Source organism: Denitraticella aggregata (assembly GCF_048158365.1).
Classification (GTDB): Bacteria; Pseudomonadota; Gammaproteobacteria; order Burkholderiales; family Rhodocyclaceae; genus Azoarcus_F.
The window spans coordinates 188,649-209,493 of record NZ_JBLLNL010000005.1 but is presented as its reverse complement, the minus strand read 5'-3'; the positions used below and the strand labels follow the sequence as shown (position 1 = coordinate 209,493).

Sequence of the window (20,845 nt, the reverse complement as noted above, 5' to 3'; positions counted from 1 at the left end):
TGCCGACCCCGACGTCGATTCAGCCCGACCCTGGCGGCGGCAGGTCCGCGCCGGACGTCGATCACCCGTCATGCCCGGCCACGATCGGACCGCGCACGCACGTCCGTTCAGCGCAGACGATCAACGACGCCAGAACACCGGCGTCAGCACCACCAGAAAGGTGAAGATCTCCAGCCGGCCGAGAATCATCGTGAAGGACAGTACCGAGATCTGTAGTACGTCCAGCCCGGCGTAGTTCGCGGCGGGCCCGACTGCCCCGAGGCCCGGCCCGGTATTGTTGATGCAGGCCACCACCGCCGAGAAGGCCGTGATGATGTCCAGCCCGGATGCGGCCAGCACCAGCGTCAGCGTCACGATCGAGACCATGTACATGAAACTGAAGCCGAGCACCGCGTGCAGGATCTGGTCGGACACCCGCTGGCCACCCATGCGCACCGGATGAACCGCGTTGGGATGCAGCGACCGCACGATCTCCCGGAAAACCTGCTTGTACAGGATGATCGCACGCATCATCTTGATGCCGCCGCCGGTCGACCCGGAGCACGCGACGAAACTGCCAAGGAACAGGATCCACAGCTGCGCGAACATCGGCCACAGCGTGTAGTCGTAGGTGGCCAGGCCGAGCGAGGTCGAAATCGACACCACATGGAAGGCGACATAACGCAGCGTCGTGATCAGATCGGTATGCGCGTTGTACTGCATCAGATAGGCGGTAAGCATCCCGACGCTGAGCACCAGTACACCGAAGAAGAACGGGATCTCCGGGTCATGCAGATAGGGGCGCGGACTGCGGCGTATCAGCGCGAGATAATGGGTCGCGTAGTTCAGACCCGCAAGCAGCGCGAACACGATCACCACCATCTCGACCGGGACGCTGTTGAAATGACCGAGCGACGCATCCTTGCTCGAGAAACCGCCGAGGCCGGTCACCGTGAACGCATGGATCAGCGCGTCCCAGCCGTCGAGTCCGGCCAGCCACAGGCTGAACCCGCAGGCCACGGTGAGCAGGATATAGGTGATCCACAAGCCCTTGGCGGTCTCCGTGATGCGAGGCGTCAGACTCGACTCCTTCATCGGCGTCGGCACTTCGGCCTTGAACAGCTGGCGTCCGCCGATGCCGAGCAGCGGCAGGATCGCCACCACCAGCACGATGACCCCCATGCCACCGATCCAGTGCATGAAGGTGCGCCACACGTTGATCGAGATCGGCATGTCGTCCAGACCGGACATCACGGTCGCGCCGGTCGCAGTCAATCCGGACACCGCCTCGAAATACGCATAGACGAAGGTCAGCTCGGGTACATGCCGAATCAGCGGAATCGCGCCGAAGATCGGCAGTACGAGCCAGGTGGCCGCCACCAGCAAAAAACCGTCGGGCACCCGCAAGTCGCGCCGCTTGCCGCGGGTCAGCAGCCACAGCACCAGCCCGACTGTGAACGTGATCAGTACCGCCTCATCGAACGCGATGTGCGCGCCGTCCTGTACGTAATAGGAAACCGCGATCGGGAAACCCATCAACAGGCCGAAGATCATGATGATCAGGCCCATCGCGTTCAATACAGGGTAATAACTACGCATCGTCAGAGGAAGGTGAAACCGACCTGGAACAGCTTCTCGACCTGACGCACCAGTCGCTTGTGGGTGCAGAGGACGATCACATGGTCATCGGACTTTATGACGGTGTCGTGGTGCGGCATGATCACTTCGTGCCTGATGATCCTGCCGTCATCGCGTTTCTCCTCGCGCACGATTGCGCCGATCGTCGCGCCCTTGGGCAACTGGATCTGATCGATCGGCTTGCCGACCACCTTCGATTCCTTCTCGCTGCCGTGTGCGACGATCTCCAGGGCCTCGGCCGCACCGCGCCGCAGGCTGTGCACCGAGACCACGTCGCCGCGACGCACATGCGCCAGCAGCGTGCCGATCGAAATCTGCGCCGGCGAGATCGCAATGTCGATCGGTCCGCCCTGGACCAGATCCACATAGGACTTGCGGTTGATCAGCGCCAGCGTACGACGGGCGCCCATCCGCTTCGCGAGCGAGGCCGACATGATATTGTCTTCCTCGTTGTTGGTCAGCGCCACGAACAGGTCGGTCTCGTCGATGCCTTCGTTCTCGAGCAGCTTCTCGTCGGTCGAATCGCCCTTCAGCACCAGCGTGTGATTGAGGTGGGTCGCCAGCATATCGGTGCGGCGCGGATTGAGTTCGAGCAGCTTGACGTTGTAATCCGCCTCGATCGAGCGCGCGAGTCTGAAACCGATGTTTCCCCCGCCTGCGATCATGATCCGCCGGATAGGACGGTCCGAGCGCCTGAGTTCGCGCATCACCTGCCGGATATGCACCGATGCGGCCAGGCAGAACACCTCGTCGCCCGGCACGACGACCGTGTCGCCCTCGGGAATGATCGGTTCACCGTTACGGTAGATCGCGGCAATCCTGACCTCCACGTTCGGCATGTGATAGCGCAGGGCCTTGAGCGGATGTCCGATCAGCGGACCGCCCTCGAACGCCCGCACACCGATCAGGCTCACGATCCCGTTGGCGAACTCGAGCACCTGCAGGGCTTCGGGAAACGAGATCAGGCGCTTGATGTGGTCCGTGACGATCTGCTCCGGGCAGATCGAAAACCCGACCGCGAAATTGTCGTCGTTCAGCAGCTCGGGATAATCGACAAAATCGCCGGAGCGCAGGCGTGCGATCCGGGTGGGAAGATTGAACAGGGTCTTGGCGACCTTGCACGCGCACAGATTGGTCTGGTCGGACTGGGTCACCGCGATCAGCAGGTCTGCATCGTCTGCACCCGCATCACGCAACACGTAGGGCGAGGCGGCATTGCCGCATACCGTCCGGACTTCGAGCCGGTCGCGCAGCACTTCGAGGTACTCGGCGCTGGTATCCACCAGCGTGATGTCGTTCGCCTCGGATGACAGGTTTTCGGCCACCGAGGCACCCACCTGGCCCGCACCGAGAATGATGATCTTCACTTGACGATGATGCCGCTTGTGGCTGAAACGCTCATTGTACTTGCTGGCTCAGTCACCTGAAACAGAATGTATCCGCTCCGTCGAAGCCAGGAAGGCATCCATGTGAAAGCGCGCATGCGCCGGTTCGTAGCGCCACGAAGCGCCGGCCGGACAGGCCCGCCGGGCAAGGCAGCCATCCGAGCGGCACGATATGGTCGCGTCCGCGCGAAGATGGTCGATGCAGGCCTCCCATCGGTAGCCCTGGGCGGATACCGCCTCCGCGGGGCAGCACGTCAGACAGGGCCGTTCGATACAGCTCAGGCACGGCGAGCTGTCGAGCTCGGGCGCGGGCAGATCGGGCGGGACGCCCGGCAGAACCAGCGCGAAGCGGTAGGCATGCCAGAGGCCATAGCGCGGGTGGGCCAGCACACCGAGCGGCGACGGCGCCAGCACGCCATGCCGTGCGACCCAGGCCTGAAACGGATGAAAGGGTGGGCCTTCGAACGGAAAGATCGCGCGCGCGCCGAAGCGCGTGGCCAGCGCGTCACCGATCCGGCGGCTCCATCGATCGAGCGGATCGGGTTTCCGGTCGCGGTATTCAGGCGAGTCGACGAACACCGGCCACAGTGAGGAACCGGCGTTTCCGGCCAGCACCAGCGCCGCACCGGCTGTTCCGTCGGGCATGACGGGGACCGCATCTCGCTCGTCGACCGCGAAGGCCGCCAGTGGTCTCAGTCCGACCTCTTCGAGCGCCGCACGAATGCGGCCGAAACCGGACGAACGCTCTGGCGCGATCGGGATGCTAGCTCTCCTCAGTCTTGCGCCCTACCTGCAAGCCGAGCTGCTTGAGCTTGCGATACAGATGAGTGCGCTCCAGGCCGCATTTTTCAGCGATCCGGGTCATGTTGTTGCCTTCCAGGCGCAGATAATGCTCGAAATACAGGCGCTCGAACGCTTCCCGGGCTTCGCGCAGCGGCTGGTCGAAGGACACCGAATGCACGCTCTCGACCGGTGGCGGCAGCACGCGTCGCACGTCGGCTGCGCTGATCTCCTCGTCCAGGGTGCCGAGTGCAAGCGACTTCACCGCCGCACGTAGTTCGGCCAGACCACCCGGCCAGCTCTGCGTGCGCAGCTGATTCAGCGCCGCAGTCGACAGGCGACGCCGCGGCACCTCCGCGGATTCGACCAGGTGCAGCAGCAGCTGAGCCGCGATCTCGGGCACGTCGTCCTGCACGTCGGCCAGCGCCGGCGGTGCGAAGCTGATCTCGAAGAGGCGATTGACGATCCCTTCGTCCCAACCATCGGCCAGCAGCGTTTCACTGCCGTACTCCGTGGCGACGACCAGGTGCAGGTTGAAGCGCTCCAGTCGCTCGATCGCAAAGGTCAGATTCTTGTGCTGAATCCGACTCAAGCGCCCCAGCTCGGGCACATACACGGTTCCGCCATGCACTGCCTGCAGTTGCTTCACGTCGAGCGGGGCCGTGACCGTTGCCAGATCCAGCCAGCCCGCCGAGTCCGGTTTGACGCTGCGCGCCGCCAGATCGACCAGATTACCCGGGCCCACGCGCAACAGCAGGATGCGGGACTTCGCTCCGATCTGCTGCAGGCGGCGCCTGAGATCGCTCAGTGGCGCCGAGCGCGGAAAAGCGGCCAGCGTGAGGGCCGACGGCTGGCCCGATGCGGTGGGACGCTGCAGGCCACGCTTGACCGCCGACAGCAGCTTCTGAAGCGCAATCGGTTTCTCGAGATAGTCGATAGCGCCGATACGGGTCGCCTCGACCGCGGTGTCGATCGTTCCGTGTCCGGACATCATGACCACCGGCATCGTCAGTTGCCCGTTTGCGGACCATTCCTTGAGCAATGTGATCCCATCGGTGTCGGGCATCCAGATGTCGAGCAAAACCAGGTCGGGGCGCTTCGCATTACGGTGAGCGCGCGCCGCCGCCGCGTTCTCGGCGAGCACCACGTCATGACCCTCGTCGCCGAGAATTTCGGAAAGCAGCTCCCGTATCCCGGCTTCGTCATCAACTATCAGAATATTTGCCATCTGTTTAACCCGCGTGCTTCATTCCTGCATGACCACCGTCAGGATTCCGACGGTGCGGTGCGCAACCGGATCTGAACTTCGGCACCGCCATTGTCGCGGTTCTGGAGACGGACGTCGCCTCCGTGCTCGTCCACGATCTTCTTCACGATTGCGAGGCCGAGCCCGGTGCCTCGGGTCTTGGTGGTGAAATAGGGCTCGAAGGCCCGCGCCAGGACCTCGGACGGAAAACCATGACCACCGTCCTGCGCGACCATGAGGACCCGGTCGCCACCCTCTTGCCGGGTCATGACGAAGAAGGTGCCTCCCGCATCGCTCGCTTGCGCGTCCTCGGCATTCTGCAGCAGATTATGAATGATCTGACGGATCTGTGCCGCATCTCCACTGACCATAGGCAGATCGGATGCGAGCCGGGTCGTGATCTTCAGTGGCGAGCTCTCATACAGACCCAGGACTTCTGCAATCAGTGCGTTAAGATCCACCGGGCCGAGCGACGGACTGGGCATGCGCGCGTAATCGCGGAAGGCATTGACCAGATTCTTCATCGCCTCGACCTGATTCACGATCATTCGGGTCCCCCGTTCCAAGATCTCCCGACCCGGCTCATCGAGCTTGTCCGCCAGTTTGTACGCAAGTCGCTCGGCCGAAAGCTGAATCGGTGTCAGCGGGTTCTTGATTTCGTGTGCGAGCCGTCGCGCGACTTCTGCCCAGGCGGCGGTGCGCTGTGCCATCACCAGGCTGGAGATGTCGTCGAAAACCACCACTGCACCACCCCCCGAGCTCTCGGGCAGGCGTGCGGCGTGAATCAGCAGGGTCTGGGGCACGCTGTCGGGCAACGCATGCTCGAACTGTTCATGCCAGTCACCCGAGTTGTCGGCAAAACCCTTCAGCAGGAAGTCGCGAAACTGCTGGTGTCGCGGCCATTCGGCCAGCGGAAAGTCCTCGAACCCGATCAGGTCGTCGCGCAGAATGTCCATCGCGCCGCGATTGGCCGCCCGCAGACAACCATCGGCACCGAAAGCCAGCACTCCGGTGGACAGATTGGCCAGCACACCTTCCAGATAGGCTCGTGCGGCCTCGACCGCGCCGCGGTTACGGTCGGCCTGCGCGCGTGCCTCCTGCAACTGTCGCGTCATCTGATTGAACGACTGCGTCAGCACACCGAGTTCATCCCGGGCAGGCAGTGCCTGTCGGGGACTGAAATCTCCCTGGGCCACCGCCTGCGTGCCTTCGGCCAGGATCAGCAGCGGCGCCACGAGTCGGCGCGTCAGCACGAAGGCCACTGCGACCGCCATGAGCAGCGCGAGCAGCAGTGCCAGCGTCAGCGTCAACGAGTAGATGCGACTCAAACCGATCCGACCCAGGACCAGTTGCTGATACTCGCGATGCGCCTCCTGCACTGCGTCGACATGGCGCGTGAAGGTTTCCGGGACCGGTTGCGTGAGCTGAAGGTAGGAGGGCTCCGCCAGCAGCGAGCGCGACGGAACCGGTACCACAACCCTGATCAGCAGGCCGTTACCGGGCCGCGCCTCCACCAGGTGATAGTATTGTGCCTGGCGCGCCTGACGCATCTGAACCGAGGTCGGCAGGTCGGGCAAAAAGCCACCGCCGCCATCGGACACGGTGGCCAGTAGCTGACCGTTTGCACCCACCACGGTGACACTCGCAACGCCAGCCTGTTCCCTCAGACGATTCAGATGCGAAGAGGACATCAATCCTGATGCATCCAGCTCCAACGCCATATCGCTCGCCTTGTCGCTGACCTGCGAAACCAGATAGTCGAGCGCATTCTGACCGAGCGCGATCCCGCCTTCGAGCGCGCGGTCCACCCTCACGTCGAACCACGAATCGATGCTACGCACGACGAACTGGAGCGACACCGCGTACAGGACGACCCCGGGGACCACGGCCATCAGTGCGAACATCAGCAGCAAGCGGTACTTCAAGCGGGAGCCGAACTGGCGCGTCCGGTACTCGCGCCAAAGGTCACGCAACTGTATCCCTACCAGACCTGCGAGTACGACCGCGACGGCGCCGTTGAGGGCCAGCAGAAACGGATACGCCCCCGAGAACAAGTCGGTGTTGGCGCTCGCCGATGCGAGCAGGAACAGGGAGATGCCCGCCAATGCGGCGATGACGACGATCGATATGCGCTTCACCGCACCGCCCCCGCCAGGAAGGTCCAGCGAGTCCAGTCGGTGGCAAGATTCCAGTCACGATTGCCGAGCGCAGTGACCTGGAAGGGCCGCGGCAGCATGCTGGTGTCGTGACGCATGCGCAGCGAGACGTTGTATGACATGCCGGATTCAAGGGCGTCCCGATCGGCTATATGCCAGTTCCGTATCCTCTGCATCGTCCGGACAGCCGCATCGAGCGTATCGAAACTGCGGTGGAGATTCCCTATGGACAGTCGGTAGGTGCGGGTGATCGCATGATAGGACAAGCGATAGTGCAGGCTGCGTTCGACGACCATCCTGTCGAACCAGTACCAGCGCGCACGCTCGATCTGGAGGTCAGCGGTGAAATGCAGGGACACCCCCTTCGAGATTGCATCGATCAGGCGCGCGTTCAGCTCGAACTCGATATCGGCATTGACCACATAGCCGTCCTCGGCAGCCAAGATCTCTGCATAGCGCACTCGCGTATCGGCCAGCGCATGGAGCCATGGTGCGATCGCCAGGGCCAACACCATGAGCCACCCGGACGCACTCCAACTGAGCCTGTCAGCCACGCTTTTCCAGCAATGCGTAATAGAAGCCATCATGTTCTGGCGCAGGCAACAGTTGTCGATCCGGTTGGCCGTCGAGCATCAGACTTCGTGCATCCGCATGTCTGGCGCAGAAGGCCTCGATCTGAGCGTGATTCTCCTCGCGAAAAAGCGAGCAGGTCACATAGAGCATTTTGCCACCCGCGGCCAGCGTTTGCCAAAGCGACTCGAGTATCTCACGCTGCTGCACCACAAAGCGCCGGATGTCTTCGGAGCGTCGCAACCATTTGATATCAGGATGGCGTCGAGTCACCCCCGACGCGCTGCAGGGGACGTCGGCGAGGATGCGATCGAACGGGTGCCCGTCCCACCACACCGACGACTGGCGCGCATCCGCGACCTGAATGCGGGCCTGCAGACCCAGTCGGTCCAGATTGCTTCGAACGCGCTCGGCACGCCGTTCGTCGATCTCGAGCGCCAGGAGGTCCACATCGGCGCATTCCAGCATGTGCGCGGTTTTCCCCCCGGGAGCGGCACAAGCATCGAGCACTCGTTGCCCGGCTTCGAGATCGAGGTAAGGCGCAGCCCATTGCGCACCGGCATCCTGAACCGACACCGCACCAGCGGCGAAACCGGGCAGACGGGACACCGGAACCGGGGTGTCGACCAGGATCGCATTCTGTGTCAGGGGCCGTGCGGCGAGGCCCGCAGCATCGAGGGAATCCAGTACCGACGCCACGTCCGCGCGACGCCGATTCACGCGCAGACACATCGGCGGTCGCTGGTTGGCGGCCATCAGTGACTGCTCCCAGTGCTCGGGCAGATCCTTGTGGATCCGTTGTATCCACCACGCCGGATGGCGAAACCGGCACACCGATGTCGCATCCAGCAGGGCCTCGAACTCGGCTCTGCGCCTGCCACTGTTGCGCAGCACGCCATTGACCACGGCCTTTAGACCCGGGGCGAAACTGCCCACTGCATCGACCGCCTGATCGACGATCATGTGGGACTGCGTCGGACGCACCTCGAGACGGTGCAATGAAACCAGCAGTACGGCCTTGACTTCGATCGGAAGCGGCTTGGCGAGAAGGTGTGACAGCACCAGGTCTCCGCGGCCATAGTCGCGCAGGCAGCCCCAGGCCAGATCCCGGATCGCACCGCGGGTCGCGTCGCTCCATTCAGGGTGGCGGCTCCGGGCATGCTCGAAAGCGTCGGTAAGATTGCGTCCGCCGAGCACCGCCCCGACCAGCTGCGCGGCCTGACGGATGGAATACGCGAGACTGTCCTGCGCAATTGAAACAGGAGTGGGTCTGCTGTGGGTCTGCTTCACGAATCGATATTCCGGTGGCGTCGCGCAAGCCGCAACCGGGACTCAGGCCAGAAGCTTGCGCAGGTAGTTCGGCAACGCGAACTGCGCGACATGCATGGCACCATTGTAATACTGCAGCGCGTCAATGCTGCGACCGGTGAGCCGTTCGTCCACCTGCGCCTCGGATAATGCGGTCGGATCGAGCGTATCGGACGCGACCGCCATGCCCCACTGGCTGCCATAAAGCGGGATGTACATGAAGTACGGAAAGACTCCATTGAATACCGCGCGCAGATTCTTGATCAGTCGCAACAGTCGGTCTGGCTGGAAGATCGGGGCACCGATATGAAGCGTGATCGCACCCCTGTCGCCCAGCAGTGCCTTGCAGTCGCGAAAGAAGGCTTCGGTGTACAGGGCTTCGGCCGGCCCGATCGGGTCCGTCAGATCCAGCACGATCAGATCGAACCGTCGGTCGGCATTCGGGGCGATCTCGCGAACATAGCTCAGACCATCCTCTATGCGCAGTTCAAGTCGGGCATCGTCGAGTGCGCCGCGATGCACCGACTGGAGATGAGCGCGCGCGATCTCGACGACCTTCGCGTCGAGTTCCACGAGCACCACATGGTTCATGCTCGGATACTTCAGCAGTTCCTCCGCCGACCCGCCATCTCCGCCCCCAATGATCAGCGCGGTCGACGGAGACGGATGCGCGATGGCCGGTACGTGGATCAGATTCTCGTGATAGAAGAACTCATCCCGCTCGGAGGTCATGAAATAGCCGTCGAGCCTGAACAGGCGTCCGAACTGCGGGGTGTCCCAGACCTCGTAGTGCTGGTAGGCCGAGTGGCCCGACTCGAGCAGGCGCCCCCCTCTGATGAAGAAACCGGCATGCTCGTTGAGATCCTCGGCCAAAGGTTCGGGCCGGATCGGGTCGTGTTCGGTCATCGGCATCAGACGGCAGCCGGAAGATGGCCGCGCAGCACATCGTGGCAGGCGGACTCTTCCGGGTTGAACAGATCGATCAGCCGCGTGAAGATCAGTCTCGCACGGTCGCTGTTGTCGCGTGAAAAGTTGCAGACGTAGACGTCGAGGGTGACATCACCGGTTTCGGGCCACGTATGAATCGCGAGATGCGATTCAGCCAGGACCACTGTACCGGTCACACCGGCCGCTTGGCCGTCGTCATGGGTAAATTGGTAGAAATAGGCCCCCAGTGGCGTAAGGCCGGCGTCGCGACATTCGGTGACGCAGATGTCCTCCAGCACCGCCCGGTCGAGCATCACCTTCGGGGGACATTGGCAGCGGTAGAGATCCGCAATCAGATGAAGTCCGTTCATTTCTCTCCTTCGATCCAACCACAGCTAAAGCGCTCGATTCTAACATGGCGATGCATGCACACGGCACGCTGCAACATTTGGGCAAAGTGGATGTGCAGCCATGACAGAAACGGGATCGGATTCTGGCGTTGCGAATGCCGGCGGTTTGGGCGATCCACGATGTTTCACGTGAAACCGTGTGCAGTCGTGGTAGAGAAACATTCAGGCACGGAGGAGATCAAAGGCGAGCTTCGCAATCAGGACAGCCACCACGCCAAGGAACATCCTGCGTACGAAGGCCGCACCATGTGTGAGCGCCATTCGCGAACCGGTCAGCGCACCCAGAAGATTACAACAGGCCATCAGGAGACCCACTTTCCACAGTACCTCCACGTTCAGCACGAAGAAGCTCAAGGCCGAGAAGTTGGTTGCCACATTGACGATCTTGGCCGTCACCGACGCGCGAAGAAAATCCAGCCCCAACCCCCTCACGAACAGGAAGATCAGAAAGCTTCCGGTGCCAGGTCCGAAGAATCCATCGTAGAAGCCAATCACGCCCCCGATCGCGAGCGCAATCGGCATCTCCACCGACCTGCGCCGTCGCGCAGTCGACGTTTGTCCAAAGTCCTTCTTCGCGAAGGTGTAGACGGCTACGACGACCAGGAGCACCAGCACCAACGGTCGCAGAAACTCGCCCGGCAGATACGCCACCGCCCGCGCTCCAAACCACGCACCCACCAGAGCGGCGATCGCGCCGGGCAGGGCTATTCCCCATGGAATGCGAACTCGAAGCGCATACTGAACGGCTGCACTACTCGTGCCGACGATGCTCGCCACCTTGTTCGTCGCAAGCAGCGTCGCAACCTGTCCGCCCGGGTACACTGCAAACAACGCGGGTATCTGCACCAGTCCACCGCCCCCCACCACGGCGTCGACGAATCCCGCGAAGAAGGCTGCGATACCCAGCATCAGAAACAGCGCGTCCAATTCACTCATTCTCGTTCGGGTCACAGACTCGTGACATGTGGCGTTGAAGCATGCCGCCGCGCTGACGACGGAACGCGGGAATGCGGCGCATCTCAGATGACCGCTCACGTCGGCGTAGCGGATCTTGCGTCACACGGAACCGTCGCCAAATGCACGTCGAGCGAGGCGCACGATGTCCGCACGTCGCGCAGCGTTTCACGTGAAACAATGCACTACCGCCTGAAGCCTTCTGGAAAAGTCGTGCTACTTGCCGATACAGAACCTGGAAAAGATCACGCCCAGAAGGTCATCCGAACTGAACTCGCCTGTAATCTCGCCCAAAGCCTCCTGGGCAAGCCTGAGTTCTTCCGCAAACAGCTCCAGCGATGCAACCAACCCCACCGCCTCGCCGAGATGCCCTTGCGCAAGCCTGAGTGCCGCCAGATGCCGCTCGCGCGCAAGTACCACATCCTCGCCGTCCGAATGCCAACCGGCCACGCTGGCAATCTCATCGCGCAACAACCCGACGCCTTCACCGGTCTTGGCGGACAGATGGATGATCACGCACCCGTCCGCTGCGAGCGATCGACAGGCTTCGGTTCCGATCAGGTCGATCTTGTTGAACAACATGATCCGCGGAACACCGCTTGGCAAGCGCGCATCGATCTCGGCGTCACCCAACGTATCCGTCTCACGCTCCTCCAGCAATCTGAGAATCAGGTCGGCCTTGGCGATCTCACTCCAGGTACGCTCCATACCGATGCGCTCGACCACATCGTCCGATGCGTGCAATCCCGCGGTATCGATGATGTGCAGCGGGATACCCTTCACCTGAATCGTCTCGCGGACCGCATCGCGCGTCGTGCCGGCAACATCGGTCACGATCGCCAGATCATCCCCCGCAAGTGCATTCAACAGGCTCGACTTGCCGACGTTCGGCCGCCCCACCAGCACGACCCGCATCCCTTCCCGCAACAACGCGCCTTGCGAGGCGCGATCCAGCAACTCCGCAAGCCGAGCGCGTACCGCCGCCAGGCGCTCGAAGGCCCGCGCCTTCTCCAGAAAATCCAGTTCCTCCTCCGGAAAGTCCAGCGTCGCCTCCACCAGCATGCGAAGGTCAACCAATTCATCGCGAAGGCGATTAACGCGCTCCGAAAAAATCCCCGACAGCGATCGCACCGCCGACCGTGCCGCCGCTGCTGTCGAGGCCTCGATCAGATCGCACACCGCCTCGGCCTGCGCGAGATCCATCCGCCCGTTCAGGAATGCGCGCCGCGAAAACTCCCCGGGCTCGGCCATTCGCGCACCCAGCTCGACGCACCGTTGAAGCAGCAACTGCATCACGACCGGTCCACCATGTCCCTGCAGCTCCAGCACGTCCTCCCCCGTGAATGACGCGGGGGCGGGGAAGTAAAGCAGCAAGCCCTCGTCGATGGTCTGTGTATCCGGGCCCAGAAAACGAACAAACCCCGCATGGCGGGGTTTGGGTTCTCGACCACAGAGGTCGATCGCGAACGCGCTCAACGACTGCCCCGACACCCTGATGACGCCGATGCCACCGCGCCCGGGTGCCGTTGCAATCGCGGCTATCGTGTCACGCGGGCTTGGCGCCTGGCTTCTTTCCACGCTCGATCATCCGCGTGATCTGCCACTGCTGTGCAATCGACAGGATGTTGTTCACGACCCAGTACAACACCAGGCCGGAGGGGAACCACATGAACATGAAAGTGAACACGATCGGCAGCGCCATCATGATCTTGGCCTGAAGCGGATCCGGCGGCGCCGGGTTGAGCTTCATCTGGATCAGCATCGATGCGCCCATGATGACCGGGAGAATGAAGTACGGATCCTTGGCCGACAGATCCTGAATCCAGCCCAACCATGGCGCATGACGCATCTCGACGCTACCGAGCAACACCCAGTACAGCGCGATGAAGACCGGAATCTGCACCAGGATCGGCAGGCAGCCGCCCAGCGGATTGATCTTCTCCTTGCGGTACATCTCCATGACTTCCTGCTGCATCTTCTGCTTGTCATGTCCGTACAGCTCCTTCAGGCGCTGCATCCGAGGGCCGAGCACGCGCATCTTCGCCATCGACTTGTAGCTTGCGGCCGAAAGCGGGAAGAACGCCAGTTTGATCAGCACCGTCACCAGGATGATCGCCCAGCCCCAGTTGCCGGTCAGGCCGTACAGCCAGGACAGCACCCAGAACAGAGGCGCGGCGATCACGGTCAGCCAGCCGTAGTCGACGACCAGATCGAGCCCGTCCGCGATCTCGGAAAGGTGGTCCTGCTCCTGCGGCCCTGCATAGAGCCGCGAACCCACCCGACCACTTTGCTCCGGACCGATCGTGCTGACCGGCAGAATCAGCCCCGCGGTGTAGAGGTCCCCGGCGACCTTGCGCGCAAAGAATTCGCGCTGCACGTCACCCTGCGGGAGCCACGCACCGACGAAGTAATGCTGCACCATCGCAGCCCAGCCGTCGCTCGAAGGGCCGGAGATTTTTGCCCGACCCCGCTCGATGTCGTCGAAATCGACCTTCTGAAACTTGTCGGCATCGGTATAGAAAGCCGGACCCGTGAAGGTCCGCACCCCGAAAACCTCGACCGCTTCGGCTGGCTTGCTATCGCGTGCGAACTGGAAATAGGCATGCGGCGACAGGCTGACATCACTCCTGTTCTCGATCTCGAAATCGACGTCGATGACATAAGTGCCGCGGTTGAAGGTCAGCAGCTTGGTGACCCGCACGCCATCCTGCTCGGGCGCCTCCAGACGCAGCGTGAGGCTGTCCTGCCCGTCCTGCAACACATGTTCACCCGCCTGCAGAGTGTAGGGAGTACGGTGGTTGGGCAATCCCTCGCCGATCAACCCGGACTGCGCCGAATAGACGTGCCGCAAGCCGTCGTCGAACAGCCGGAAGCCGCGAGAACGGTCCTCGCTGTCACGGTGCTGCGTGAGTTCGAGCTTGACGATTTCGCCGCCAATCGACGAGATCTCCACATCGAACATGTCGGTCCTGACCACGGCTCTTTCCGCTGCCGTGACCTCGGACATCCCCACCCCCGGAACCCCGGCCGCCGAATCGGCGGCCAGTCCGGCACTCGGGGTCGGAAGGCTGACAGCGCCAGGGGTATCGCTCGCCACCACGGGTGTCGGTGTAGCTGCAGGACGCTGATCCTTGAGCCAGGCATCCCACAACATCACGAGGGCGAAGGAGAAAATCAGAAAAAGAATGATGCGGCGCTGATCCATCGGACTATTTTTCGTTTTGAAGGTGTTCGGGGACGGGATCGAACCCGCCGGGATGGAACGGATGGCATTTGCCCACCCGCTTCAGGGCAAGCCAGCTTCCACGCAGTGAGCCATGCAGCTTGATCGCCTCCATGGCGTACTCCGAACAGGTCGGATGGAACCGGCAATTACGGCCCAGCATCGGGCTGATGCCGTAACGGTACATGCCGATCAGACCTAGAAGCAGCTTCTTCAACATTTTCGCAAGCGGTCGAGCAACCGAACCATATCATCGTTGATCATCGCACGCGTCGCGAGCGTGACCGATGCATTCAAACGCACCACCAGATCGAACGCAGGAAGTGAGGCGCGATTCTTCCGGAATTGTTCCCGGACGATACGTTTCACCAGATTGCGCAGGTTCGCACGTCTGGCGAGTCGCTTCGCAACCACGACCCCCAGTCGGGCAGTACCGAGACCGTTGGGACGGAAATTCATGATCAGATACCGACCCTTGAGTACCCGCCGAAAAGCAAAAACGGATGAATACTCATCCGTTTTTCGTAATCTGTAGGCGCCGGGAAACCCCTGATCAGCGCCTGACGGGCCGATCACTTCAGACGGCGAGACGGTGACGACCCTTCGCGCGACGAGCGCGGATCACCGCACGACCTCCACGGGTCTTCATCCGGACCAGGAAACCATGGGTGCGCTTGCGACGAACGACGGAAGGTTGGTAAGTGCGTTTCATGTTTGTTGGCCAGTATTTGAGTCAAACGCAGCATTAAAAATCATAATAGCCTGTTTGTCAAGAATATTTTTTGGTCGTAGCTGTGGATAAGTGCGTCCCGGACGGGTAGAATCCAACGATCGGCATGCATCGGTTCTTCCGCTTTGCGGCCGGTCCGGCGTGCACCTGGAAAGCCGGCGACCACTATACCCGGACTCACCACCCAATTCGACACTGGACGTCTTGCCGTCGGCTCAACCCGATGGCCATGCGCACTCGGATACTTTGCATCAAGCACATATCGATCCACTCGTGACTCAAGATTTCTGGTCTTTCTGCCTGTCGCGCCTCGAGAGCGAACTGCCACCCCAGCAGTTCAGCACCTGGATAAAGGCGCTGCAGGCGGACGGCGTCCCGGCAACCGGGCAACCGTTTCTGCGCCTTCTGGCGCCGAATCGTTTCGTTCTGCAGTGGGTACGCGAGCGCTATCTGCAAAGGATCAGCGAACTGGGCACCGAGTTCCACGGAACCCCGATCGAACTCGAGATCACGCTGCCGAGCGCCCCGAAGGACGTTGCCCCGAGCACTCAGCCTGCGGCGGCTCGGCGCGCGGAAGCCCCCAAAAACGCGACGCCCGGACCCACTGCAGAGCCGACCGTCAGGACGATGACGCCCAGGGAACATGCCGTCGCGGCGGCCGAGGCGAGTTATGAGAAGACCCGTCTGAACCCGTATTTCACGTTCGACACACTGGTCACCGGGCGTGCCAACGATCTCGCCCGCGCTGCGGCAATGCAGGTGGCACAGAATCCAGGTACGTCCTACAACCCGCTGTTCATCTACGGTGGTGTCGGCCTGGGCAAGACCCACCTGGTGCACGCGATCGGCAACGCCGTCTACCGGCACAATCCGCAGGCGGTGATCCGCTATGTGCATGTAGAGGACTATTACGCGGACGTGGTGCGCGCCTATCAGCAGAAGAGTTTCGACGCGTTCAAGCGCTACTACCGGTCACTCGACCTGCTGATCATCGATGACATCCAGTTCTTCAACAACAAGAACCGTACGCAGGAGGAGTTCTTCCACGCGTTCAATGCCCTAACCGAGGCGCGCAAGCAGATCGTCATCACCTGCGACACCTACCCCAAGGATATCCAGGGGCTCGAGGATCGACTGATTTCGCGTTTCGACTGGGGTCTGACCGTCCAGATCGAACCGCCCGAACTCGAGATGCGCGTCGCGATCCTGAAGAAGAAGGCCGAGGCGCTGCGGGTGGGTCTCGATGACGACGTAGCCTTCCTGATTGCGAAGAACCTGCGCTCCAATGTGCGCGAGCTCGAAGGGGCGCTCAACAAGGTGGTCGCCTTTGCGCGCTTCCACGGCCGTTCGATCTCGCTGGAGGTCGCCAAGGAGGCGCTGAAGGACCTGCTCAACGCGCACAACCGGCAACTGACCATCGAGCACATCCAGAAGACGGTCGCGGACTATTACAAGATCAAGATCGCCGACATGCACTCCAAGAAGCGCACTCGTGTGATCGCACGGCCGCGCCAGATCGCGATGTGGTTGACCAAGGAACTCACCCCGATGTCGCTGCCCGCGATCGGCGACGCCTTCGGTGGCCGCGACCACACCACGGTGCTGCACGCGTGTCGCACGATCGCCGATCTGCGGCTGGGCGATCCGCAACTCAACCACGATGTTCACGTGCTCACCCAGGTGCTGCGCGGATGAAGCAAGTCGCCCGCTCCGCCCGAACCTCGCGTAACGGCTGTACAACCAACAACACAACATACTGACGCCATGCATTTGCTCACCACGACCCGCGATGCCCTGCTCGCCCCGCTTCAATCGGTTGCCGGCATCGTCGAAAAGCGCCATACGCTGCCGATTCTGTCGAACGTGCTGATCGAGAAGGTCGGCGACCAGCTCACGCTGCTGGCCACCGACATCGAGATCCAGATCCGCACCACGACCGCCGGCGACCTCGGCGGCGACGACGCCAGTCTGACGGTCGGTGCGCGCAAATTGCAGGACATCCTGCGGGCGCTGCCGGACGGCGCGTCGGTCAATCTGACGCTCGACGACAAGCGCCTGACGGTCAAGGCGGGCAAGAGCCGCTTCCAGTTGCAGACGCTGCCGGCCGCCGACTATCCGCGCATGAACCTCCCAGAAGGCGACAGCGCGCGCTTCTCCGTCAACCAGAAAACCTTCAAGCACCAGCTTGCGCAGGTTGCCTATGCGATGGCGCAGCAGGACATCCGCTACTACCTGAACGGGCTGCTGCTGATCGCGTCCGGCAACGAGCTGCGCATGGTCGCGACCGACGGCCACCGCCTCGCCTATGCCGCCAGCGAGATCGAGTCCGAGTTGCCGCGCACCGAAGTGATCCTGCCGCGCAAGACCGTGATGGAACTCGGTCGCCAGCTCGCCGACACCGACGACATGCTCGAGGTCGTGCTGGCGGGCAACCAGGCAGTGTTCCGCTTCGGGCCGATAGAGCTGGTCACCAAGCTGATCGACGGCAAGTTTCCCGATTACGAGCGTGTGATCCCGCAGCATCACCCCAAGATGATCACCTTCGATCGTGCGCCGCTGCTGGCCGCGCTGTCGCGGGTCGCGATCCTGACCAGCGACAAGTTCCGCGGCGTGCGCCTGGTGCTCGAGGACGGCCTGCTGCGCATCGTGAGTTCAAACAACGAGCAGGAAGAGGCACAGGAGGAACTCGAAGTCGACTACCAGGGTGATCCGCTGGATATCGGCTTCAACGTGACCTATCTGCTCGACGTGCTCAACAATGTCGGTACCGAGCAGATCGAGTGGCGCTTCAACGACGGCAACTCCAGCGCGCTGCTCACCGTGCCGGGCAACGAACACTTCAAGTATGTCGTGATGCCGATGCGCATCTGATCCATTCATCGCGCCGGATCCGCCTGCGGCGAATCGGGACAGCCGACGCGCTTCCGCTCCGACGTGCCCCTGCACCGGCGGGTGGCCACCGCCCGCAACACCCCGGGTGCTGGCCACCCGCATCGCCCGAAAGCCCATTCGCGAATCACCCGAGATAGACCATGTCAGAAATGCAGAACCGCCCGCTCAACGAAGACTACGACGAATCCAGCATCCAGCAGCTCGAAGGGCTGGAAGCCGTGCGCAAGCGTCCCGGCATGTATATTGGCGACACGTCGGACGGCACCGGTCTGCACCACATGGTGTTCGAGGTCGTCGACAACGCGATCGACGAGGCGCTGGCCGGCCATTGCGACGACATCGTCGTCACGATCCACCCGGACAACTCGATCTCGGTGTCCGACAATGGCCGGGGCATCCCGGTCGGCGTCAAGATGGACGACAAGCACGAGCCCAAGCGCTCGGCCGCCGAGATCGTGATGTGCGTGCTCCATGCCGGCGGCAAGTTCAACCAGAACAGCTACAAGGTCTCCGGCGGCCTGCACGGCGTCGGCGTGTCCTGCGTCAACGCGCTGTCCAAGTGGCTGCGCCTGACCATCCGCCGCGACGGCAGGAAACATTTCATCGAGTTCCATCGCGGGGTACCGCAGGACCGCGTGATCGAGGTCGTGGACGGCGTCGAGGTCAGCCCGCTGCGCGTGGTCGGCGAACCCACCACCCGGCGCGGCACCGAGCTGCACTTTCTGGCGGACGAGGAGATCTTCGGCAACCTCGAGTTCCACTACGACATCCTCGCCAAGCGGCTCAGGGAGCTGTCCTTCCTGAACAACGGCGTCAAGATCCGCCTCGTCGACCAGCGCACCGCCAAGGAGGAGAACTTCGCCTTCGCCGGCGGCGTGAAAGGCTTCGTCGAGTACATCAACCGAAGCAAGACCGTGCTCCATCCCAACGTCTTCCATGCATCCGGCGAAACCCGCATCCCCACCGGAGGCGGACTCGACGCGGAACTGTCGGTCGAGGTCGCGATGCAGTGGAACGACTCCTACGCCGAGCAGGTGCTGTGCTTCACCAACAACATCCCGCAGGCCGACGGCGGCACGCACCTCACCGGCCTGCGCGCCGCGATGACCCGCGTGATCAACAAGTACATCGAGATCAACGAGATCGCGAAGAAGGCCAAGGTCGACATCTCCGGCGACGACATGCGCGAGGGCCTCGCCTGTGTGCTGTCGGTGAAGATGCCCGACCCCAAGTTCGCGTCTCAGACCAAGATGAAGCTGGTGTCGTCCGAGGCCCGGCCGGCGGTCGAGGAAGTCGTCGCGAACAAGCTCAACGACTTCCTGCTCGAGAACCCGATCGACGCCAAGACCATCTGCGGCAAGATCGTCGAGGCCGCGCGCGCGCGCGATGCCGCTCGCAAGGCGCGCGAGATGACCCGCCGCAAGGGCCTGCTCGACGGCGTCGGCCTGCCCGGCAAGCTTGCCGACTGCCAGGAAAAGGACCCGGCGCTGTGCGAAATCTACCTGGTCGAGGGTGACTCCGCCGGCGGTTCCGCCAAGCAGGGCCGTGACCGCAAGTTCCAGGCCATCCTGCCACTGAAGGGCAAGATCCTGAACGTCGAAAAAGCGCGCTTCGACAAGCTGCTCCAGAGCCAGGAGATCGCGACGATGATCACTGCGCTCGGCACCGGCATCGGCAAGGAGGACTACAAGCCCGAGAAGCTGCGCTACCACCGCATCATCATCATGACCGACGCCGACGTCGACGGCGCACACATCCGCACGCTGCTGCTGACCTTCTTCTACCGGCAGATGCCGGAGCTGGTCGAGCGCGGCCACATCTACATCGCGCAACCGCCGCTGTACAAGATCAAGCACGGCAAGACCGAGATGTACATCAAGGACGACAACGAACTCAACCAGCACCTGCTCAAGCTCGCGCTCGACGGCGCTGCGCTGCTGCCGCGCGAGGGCGGCGACCTGATCGTCGAAGAGGCGCTCGGCGGTCTGGCCCGCAGCTACCTGCTCGCCGAGGCGGTCATCAATCGCCTCGCCAGCTACATCGATCCGGCGGTACTGCATGCGATGCTCGCGCAGGACATCACGGTCAGCCTGGAAGACGAAGCCGCCGCCCGCGCGTCGGCCGAGCGCATCCAGGCCCATCTGCCGCCGGAAGTCCAGATCTACCCGGAGTATCACCACGAGTCGGAAGGCTGGCGCCTCACCATCGAGCGCATGCACCACGGCAACCGCCGCTTCGGCTGGATCGAGGAAGAGTTCCTGGTCTCCGGCGACTACCGCAGCATCCGCACCGCCGCCGAATCGATCTCGGACCTGATCGGCACCGGCGCCGAGATCCGCCGCGGCGACAAGAGCCAGCCGGTCAAGCGTTTCGCCGAGGCGATCCGCTGGCTGCTCGCCGAGGTCGAACGCAACCTCAACAAGCAGCGCTACAAGGGCCTCGGTGAAATGAACCCCGACCAGCTGTGGGAAACCACGATGGATCCCGCCGTCCGCCGCCTGCTGCGCGTGCAGATCGAAGACGCCATCTCGGCCGACGAGATTTTCACGACGCTGATGGGGGACAATGTCGAGCCGAGAAGGGCGTTCATCGAGGGCAACGCGCTGTATGCGCGAAATATCGACGTGTGAGGCTCGAAGTCATCCCC

General features: G+C 62.6%; 18 protein-coding genes. 3 read left to right on the top strand and 15 right to left on the bottom strand.

Translation table 11 applies throughout. The features are described from left to right. Window positions 1–120: 120 nt before the first annotated feature. The 15 genes from ACKVEX_RS08695 to rpmH form a co-directional block, all read right to left on the bottom strand. Window positions 121–1,578, bottom strand: coding sequence for a TrkH family potassium uptake protein (locus ACKVEX_RS08695; RefSeq protein ID WP_473215319.1), 1,458 nt, complete (start codon window positions 1,576–1,578; stop codon window positions 121–123). A gap of 2 nt (window positions 1,579–1,580) precedes the next feature. After that, the gene (gene trkA / locus ACKVEX_RS08690) at window positions 1,581–2,984 is read right to left on the bottom strand and encodes a Trk system potassium transporter TrkA (RefSeq protein ID WP_473215318.1); all 1,404 of its coding nucleotides are present in this window, start codon (window positions 2,982–2,984) and stop codon (window positions 1,581–1,583) included. 48 nt (window positions 2,985–3,032) lie between these two features. Then, complete coding sequence (locus tag ACKVEX_RS08685) at window positions 3,033–3,647, bottom strand: hypothetical protein (RefSeq protein WP_473215317.1); 615 nt, start codon at window positions 3,645–3,647, stop codon at window positions 3,033–3,035. 118 nt (window positions 3,648–3,765) lie between these two features. After that, complete coding sequence (locus tag ACKVEX_RS08680; RefSeq protein WP_473215316.1) at window positions 3,766–5,010, bottom strand: sigma-54-dependent transcriptional regulator; 1,245 nt, start codon at window positions 5,008–5,010, stop codon at window positions 3,766–3,768. Between the two features lie 38 nt (window positions 5,011–5,048). Continuing rightward, a complete protein-coding gene (locus tag ACKVEX_RS08675) occupies window positions 5,049–7,166 on the bottom strand; it encodes a sensor histidine kinase (RefSeq protein ID WP_473215315.1) in 2,118 nt (705 codons plus the stop codon). Beyond that, window positions 7,163–7,699, bottom strand: coding sequence for a DUF4390 domain-containing protein (locus tag ACKVEX_RS08670; RefSeq protein ID WP_473215349.1), 537 nt, complete (start codon window positions 7,697–7,699; stop codon window positions 7,163–7,165). The genes ACKVEX_RS08675 and ACKVEX_RS08670 overlap by 4 nt, the downstream gene beginning before the upstream one ends. A gap of 31 nt (window positions 7,700–7,730) precedes the next feature. Then, window positions 7,731–9,044, bottom strand: coding sequence for a 16S rRNA (cytosine(967)-C(5))-methyltransferase RsmB (gene rsmB, locus ACKVEX_RS08665; RefSeq protein ID WP_473215314.1), 1,314 nt, complete (start codon window positions 9,042–9,044; stop codon window positions 7,731–7,733). Between the two features lie 42 nt (window positions 9,045–9,086). After that, a complete protein-coding gene (speE, locus tag ACKVEX_RS08660) occupies window positions 9,087–9,974 on the bottom strand; it encodes a polyamine aminopropyltransferase (protein WP_473215313.1) in 888 nt (295 codons plus the stop codon). Next, on the bottom strand, window positions 9,974–10,360 hold the full coding sequence (gene speD, locus ACKVEX_RS08655) for an adenosylmethionine decarboxylase (protein ID WP_473215312.1): 387 nt from the start codon (window positions 10,358–10,360) through the stop codon (window positions 9,974–9,976). Before speD ends, speE begins: the two co-directional genes overlap by 1 nt. Before the next feature lie 201 nt (window positions 10,361–10,561). Next, the gene (locus tag ACKVEX_RS08650) at window positions 10,562–11,335 is read right to left on the bottom strand and encodes a TSUP family transporter (RefSeq protein ID WP_473215311.1); all 774 of its coding nucleotides are present in this window, start codon (window positions 11,333–11,335) and stop codon (window positions 10,562–10,564) included. Between the two features lie 234 nt (window positions 11,336–11,569). Further along, the gene (gene mnmE, locus ACKVEX_RS08645; RefSeq protein WP_473215310.1) at window positions 11,570–12,931 is read right to left on the bottom strand and encodes a tRNA uridine-5-carboxymethylaminomethyl(34) synthesis GTPase MnmE; all 1,362 of its coding nucleotides are present in this window, start codon (window positions 12,929–12,931) and stop codon (window positions 11,570–11,572) included. Continuing rightward, window positions 12,900–14,558 carry a membrane protein insertase YidC gene (gene yidC, locus ACKVEX_RS08640; protein WP_473215309.1) on the bottom strand — a complete coding sequence of 553 codons (1,659 nt, stop codon included), beginning with the start codon at window positions 14,556–14,558 and terminating at the stop codon, window positions 12,900–12,902. Before yidC ends, mnmE begins: the two co-directional genes overlap by 32 nt. 4 nt (window positions 14,559–14,562) lie before the next feature. Beyond that, on the bottom strand, window positions 14,563–14,796 hold the full coding sequence (gene yidD, locus ACKVEX_RS08635) for a membrane protein insertion efficiency factor YidD (RefSeq protein WP_473215308.1): 234 nt from the start codon (window positions 14,794–14,796) through the stop codon (window positions 14,563–14,565). Next, window positions 14,790–15,152 carry a ribonuclease P protein component gene (gene rnpA, locus ACKVEX_RS08630; RefSeq protein ID WP_473215307.1) on the bottom strand — a complete coding sequence of 121 codons (363 nt, stop codon included), beginning with the start codon at window positions 15,150–15,152 and terminating at the stop codon, window positions 14,790–14,792. Before rnpA ends, yidD begins: the two co-directional genes overlap by 7 nt. Before the next feature lies 1 nt (window position 15,153). After that, complete coding sequence (rpmH, locus tag ACKVEX_RS08625) at window positions 15,154–15,288, bottom strand: 50S ribosomal protein L34 (protein WP_002926183.1); 135 nt, start codon at window positions 15,286–15,288, stop codon at window positions 15,154–15,156. A 291-nt stretch (window positions 15,289–15,579) separates the two neighbouring features. On the opposite strand from rpmH, the gene dnaA reads away from it, so the two are divergent. The 3 genes from dnaA (at window position 15,580) to gyrB (ending at window position 20,828) form a co-directional block, all read left to right on the top strand. Continuing rightward, the gene (dnaA, locus tag ACKVEX_RS08620) at window positions 15,580–17,001 is read left to right on the top strand and encodes a chromosomal replication initiator protein DnaA (RefSeq protein WP_473215306.1); all 1,422 of its coding nucleotides are present in this window, start codon (window positions 15,580–15,582) and stop codon (window positions 16,999–17,001) included. A 69-nt stretch (window positions 17,002–17,070) separates the two neighbouring features. Further along, window positions 17,071–18,177: a DNA polymerase III subunit beta gene (gene dnaN / locus ACKVEX_RS08615; protein WP_473215305.1), complete on the top strand. Its 1,107-nt coding sequence runs from the start codon at window positions 17,071–17,073 to the stop codon at window positions 18,175–18,177. A gap of 161 nt (window positions 18,178–18,338) precedes the next feature. Beyond that, a complete protein-coding gene (gene gyrB / locus ACKVEX_RS08610) occupies window positions 18,339–20,828 on the top strand; it encodes a DNA topoisomerase (ATP-hydrolyzing) subunit B (RefSeq protein ID WP_473215304.1) in 2,490 nt (829 codons plus the stop codon). Window positions 20,829–20,845 lie beyond the last annotated feature (17 nt).

What these genes read in the sequence shown, in the direction of transcription:
- ACKVEX_RS08695 (WP_473215319.1), bottom strand. Translation starts at nt 1,578, where the DNA reads ATGCGTAGTTATTACCCTGTATTGAACGCGATGGGCCTGATCATCATG.
- yidD (WP_473215308.1), bottom strand. Translation starts at nt 14,796, where the DNA reads ATGTTGAAGAAGCTGCTTCTAGGTCTGATCGGCATGTACCGTTACGGC.
- speD (WP_473215312.1), bottom strand. Translation starts at nt 10,360, where the DNA reads ATGAACGGACTTCATCTGATTGCGGATCTCTACCGCTGCCAATGTCCC.
- ACKVEX_RS08685 (WP_473215317.1), bottom strand. Translation starts at nt 3,647, where the DNA reads ATGCCCGACGGAACAGCCGGTGCGGCGCTGGTGCTGGCCGGAAACGCC.
- ACKVEX_RS08650 (WP_473215311.1), bottom strand. Translation starts at nt 11,335, where the DNA reads ATGAGTGAATTGGACGCGCTGTTTCTGATGCTGGGTATCGCAGCCTTC.
- yidC (WP_473215309.1), bottom strand. Translation starts at nt 14,558, where the DNA reads ATGGATCAGCGCCGCATCATTCTTTTTCTGATTTTCTCCTTCGCCCTC.
- gyrB (WP_473215304.1), top strand. Translation starts at nt 18,339, where the DNA reads ATGTCAGAAATGCAGAACCGCCCGCTCAACGAAGACTACGACGAATCC.
- ACKVEX_RS08680 (WP_473215316.1), bottom strand. Translation starts at nt 5,010, where the DNA reads ATGGCAAATATTCTGATAGTTGATGACGAAGCCGGGATACGGGAGCTG.
- rpmH (WP_002926183.1), bottom strand. Translation starts at nt 15,288, where the DNA reads ATGAAACGCACTTACCAACCTTCCGTCGTTCGTCGCAAGCGCACCCAT.
- ACKVEX_RS08670 (WP_473215349.1), bottom strand. Translation starts at nt 7,699, where the DNA reads ATGGTGTTGGCCCTGGCGATCGCACCATGGCTCCATGCGCTGGCCGAT.
- speE (WP_473215313.1), bottom strand. Translation starts at nt 9,974, where the DNA reads ATGCCGATGACCGAACACGACCCGATCCGGCCCGAACCTTTGGCCGAG.
- dnaN (WP_473215305.1), top strand. Translation starts at nt 17,071, where the DNA reads ATGCATTTGCTCACCACGACCCGCGATGCCCTGCTCGCCCCGCTTCAA.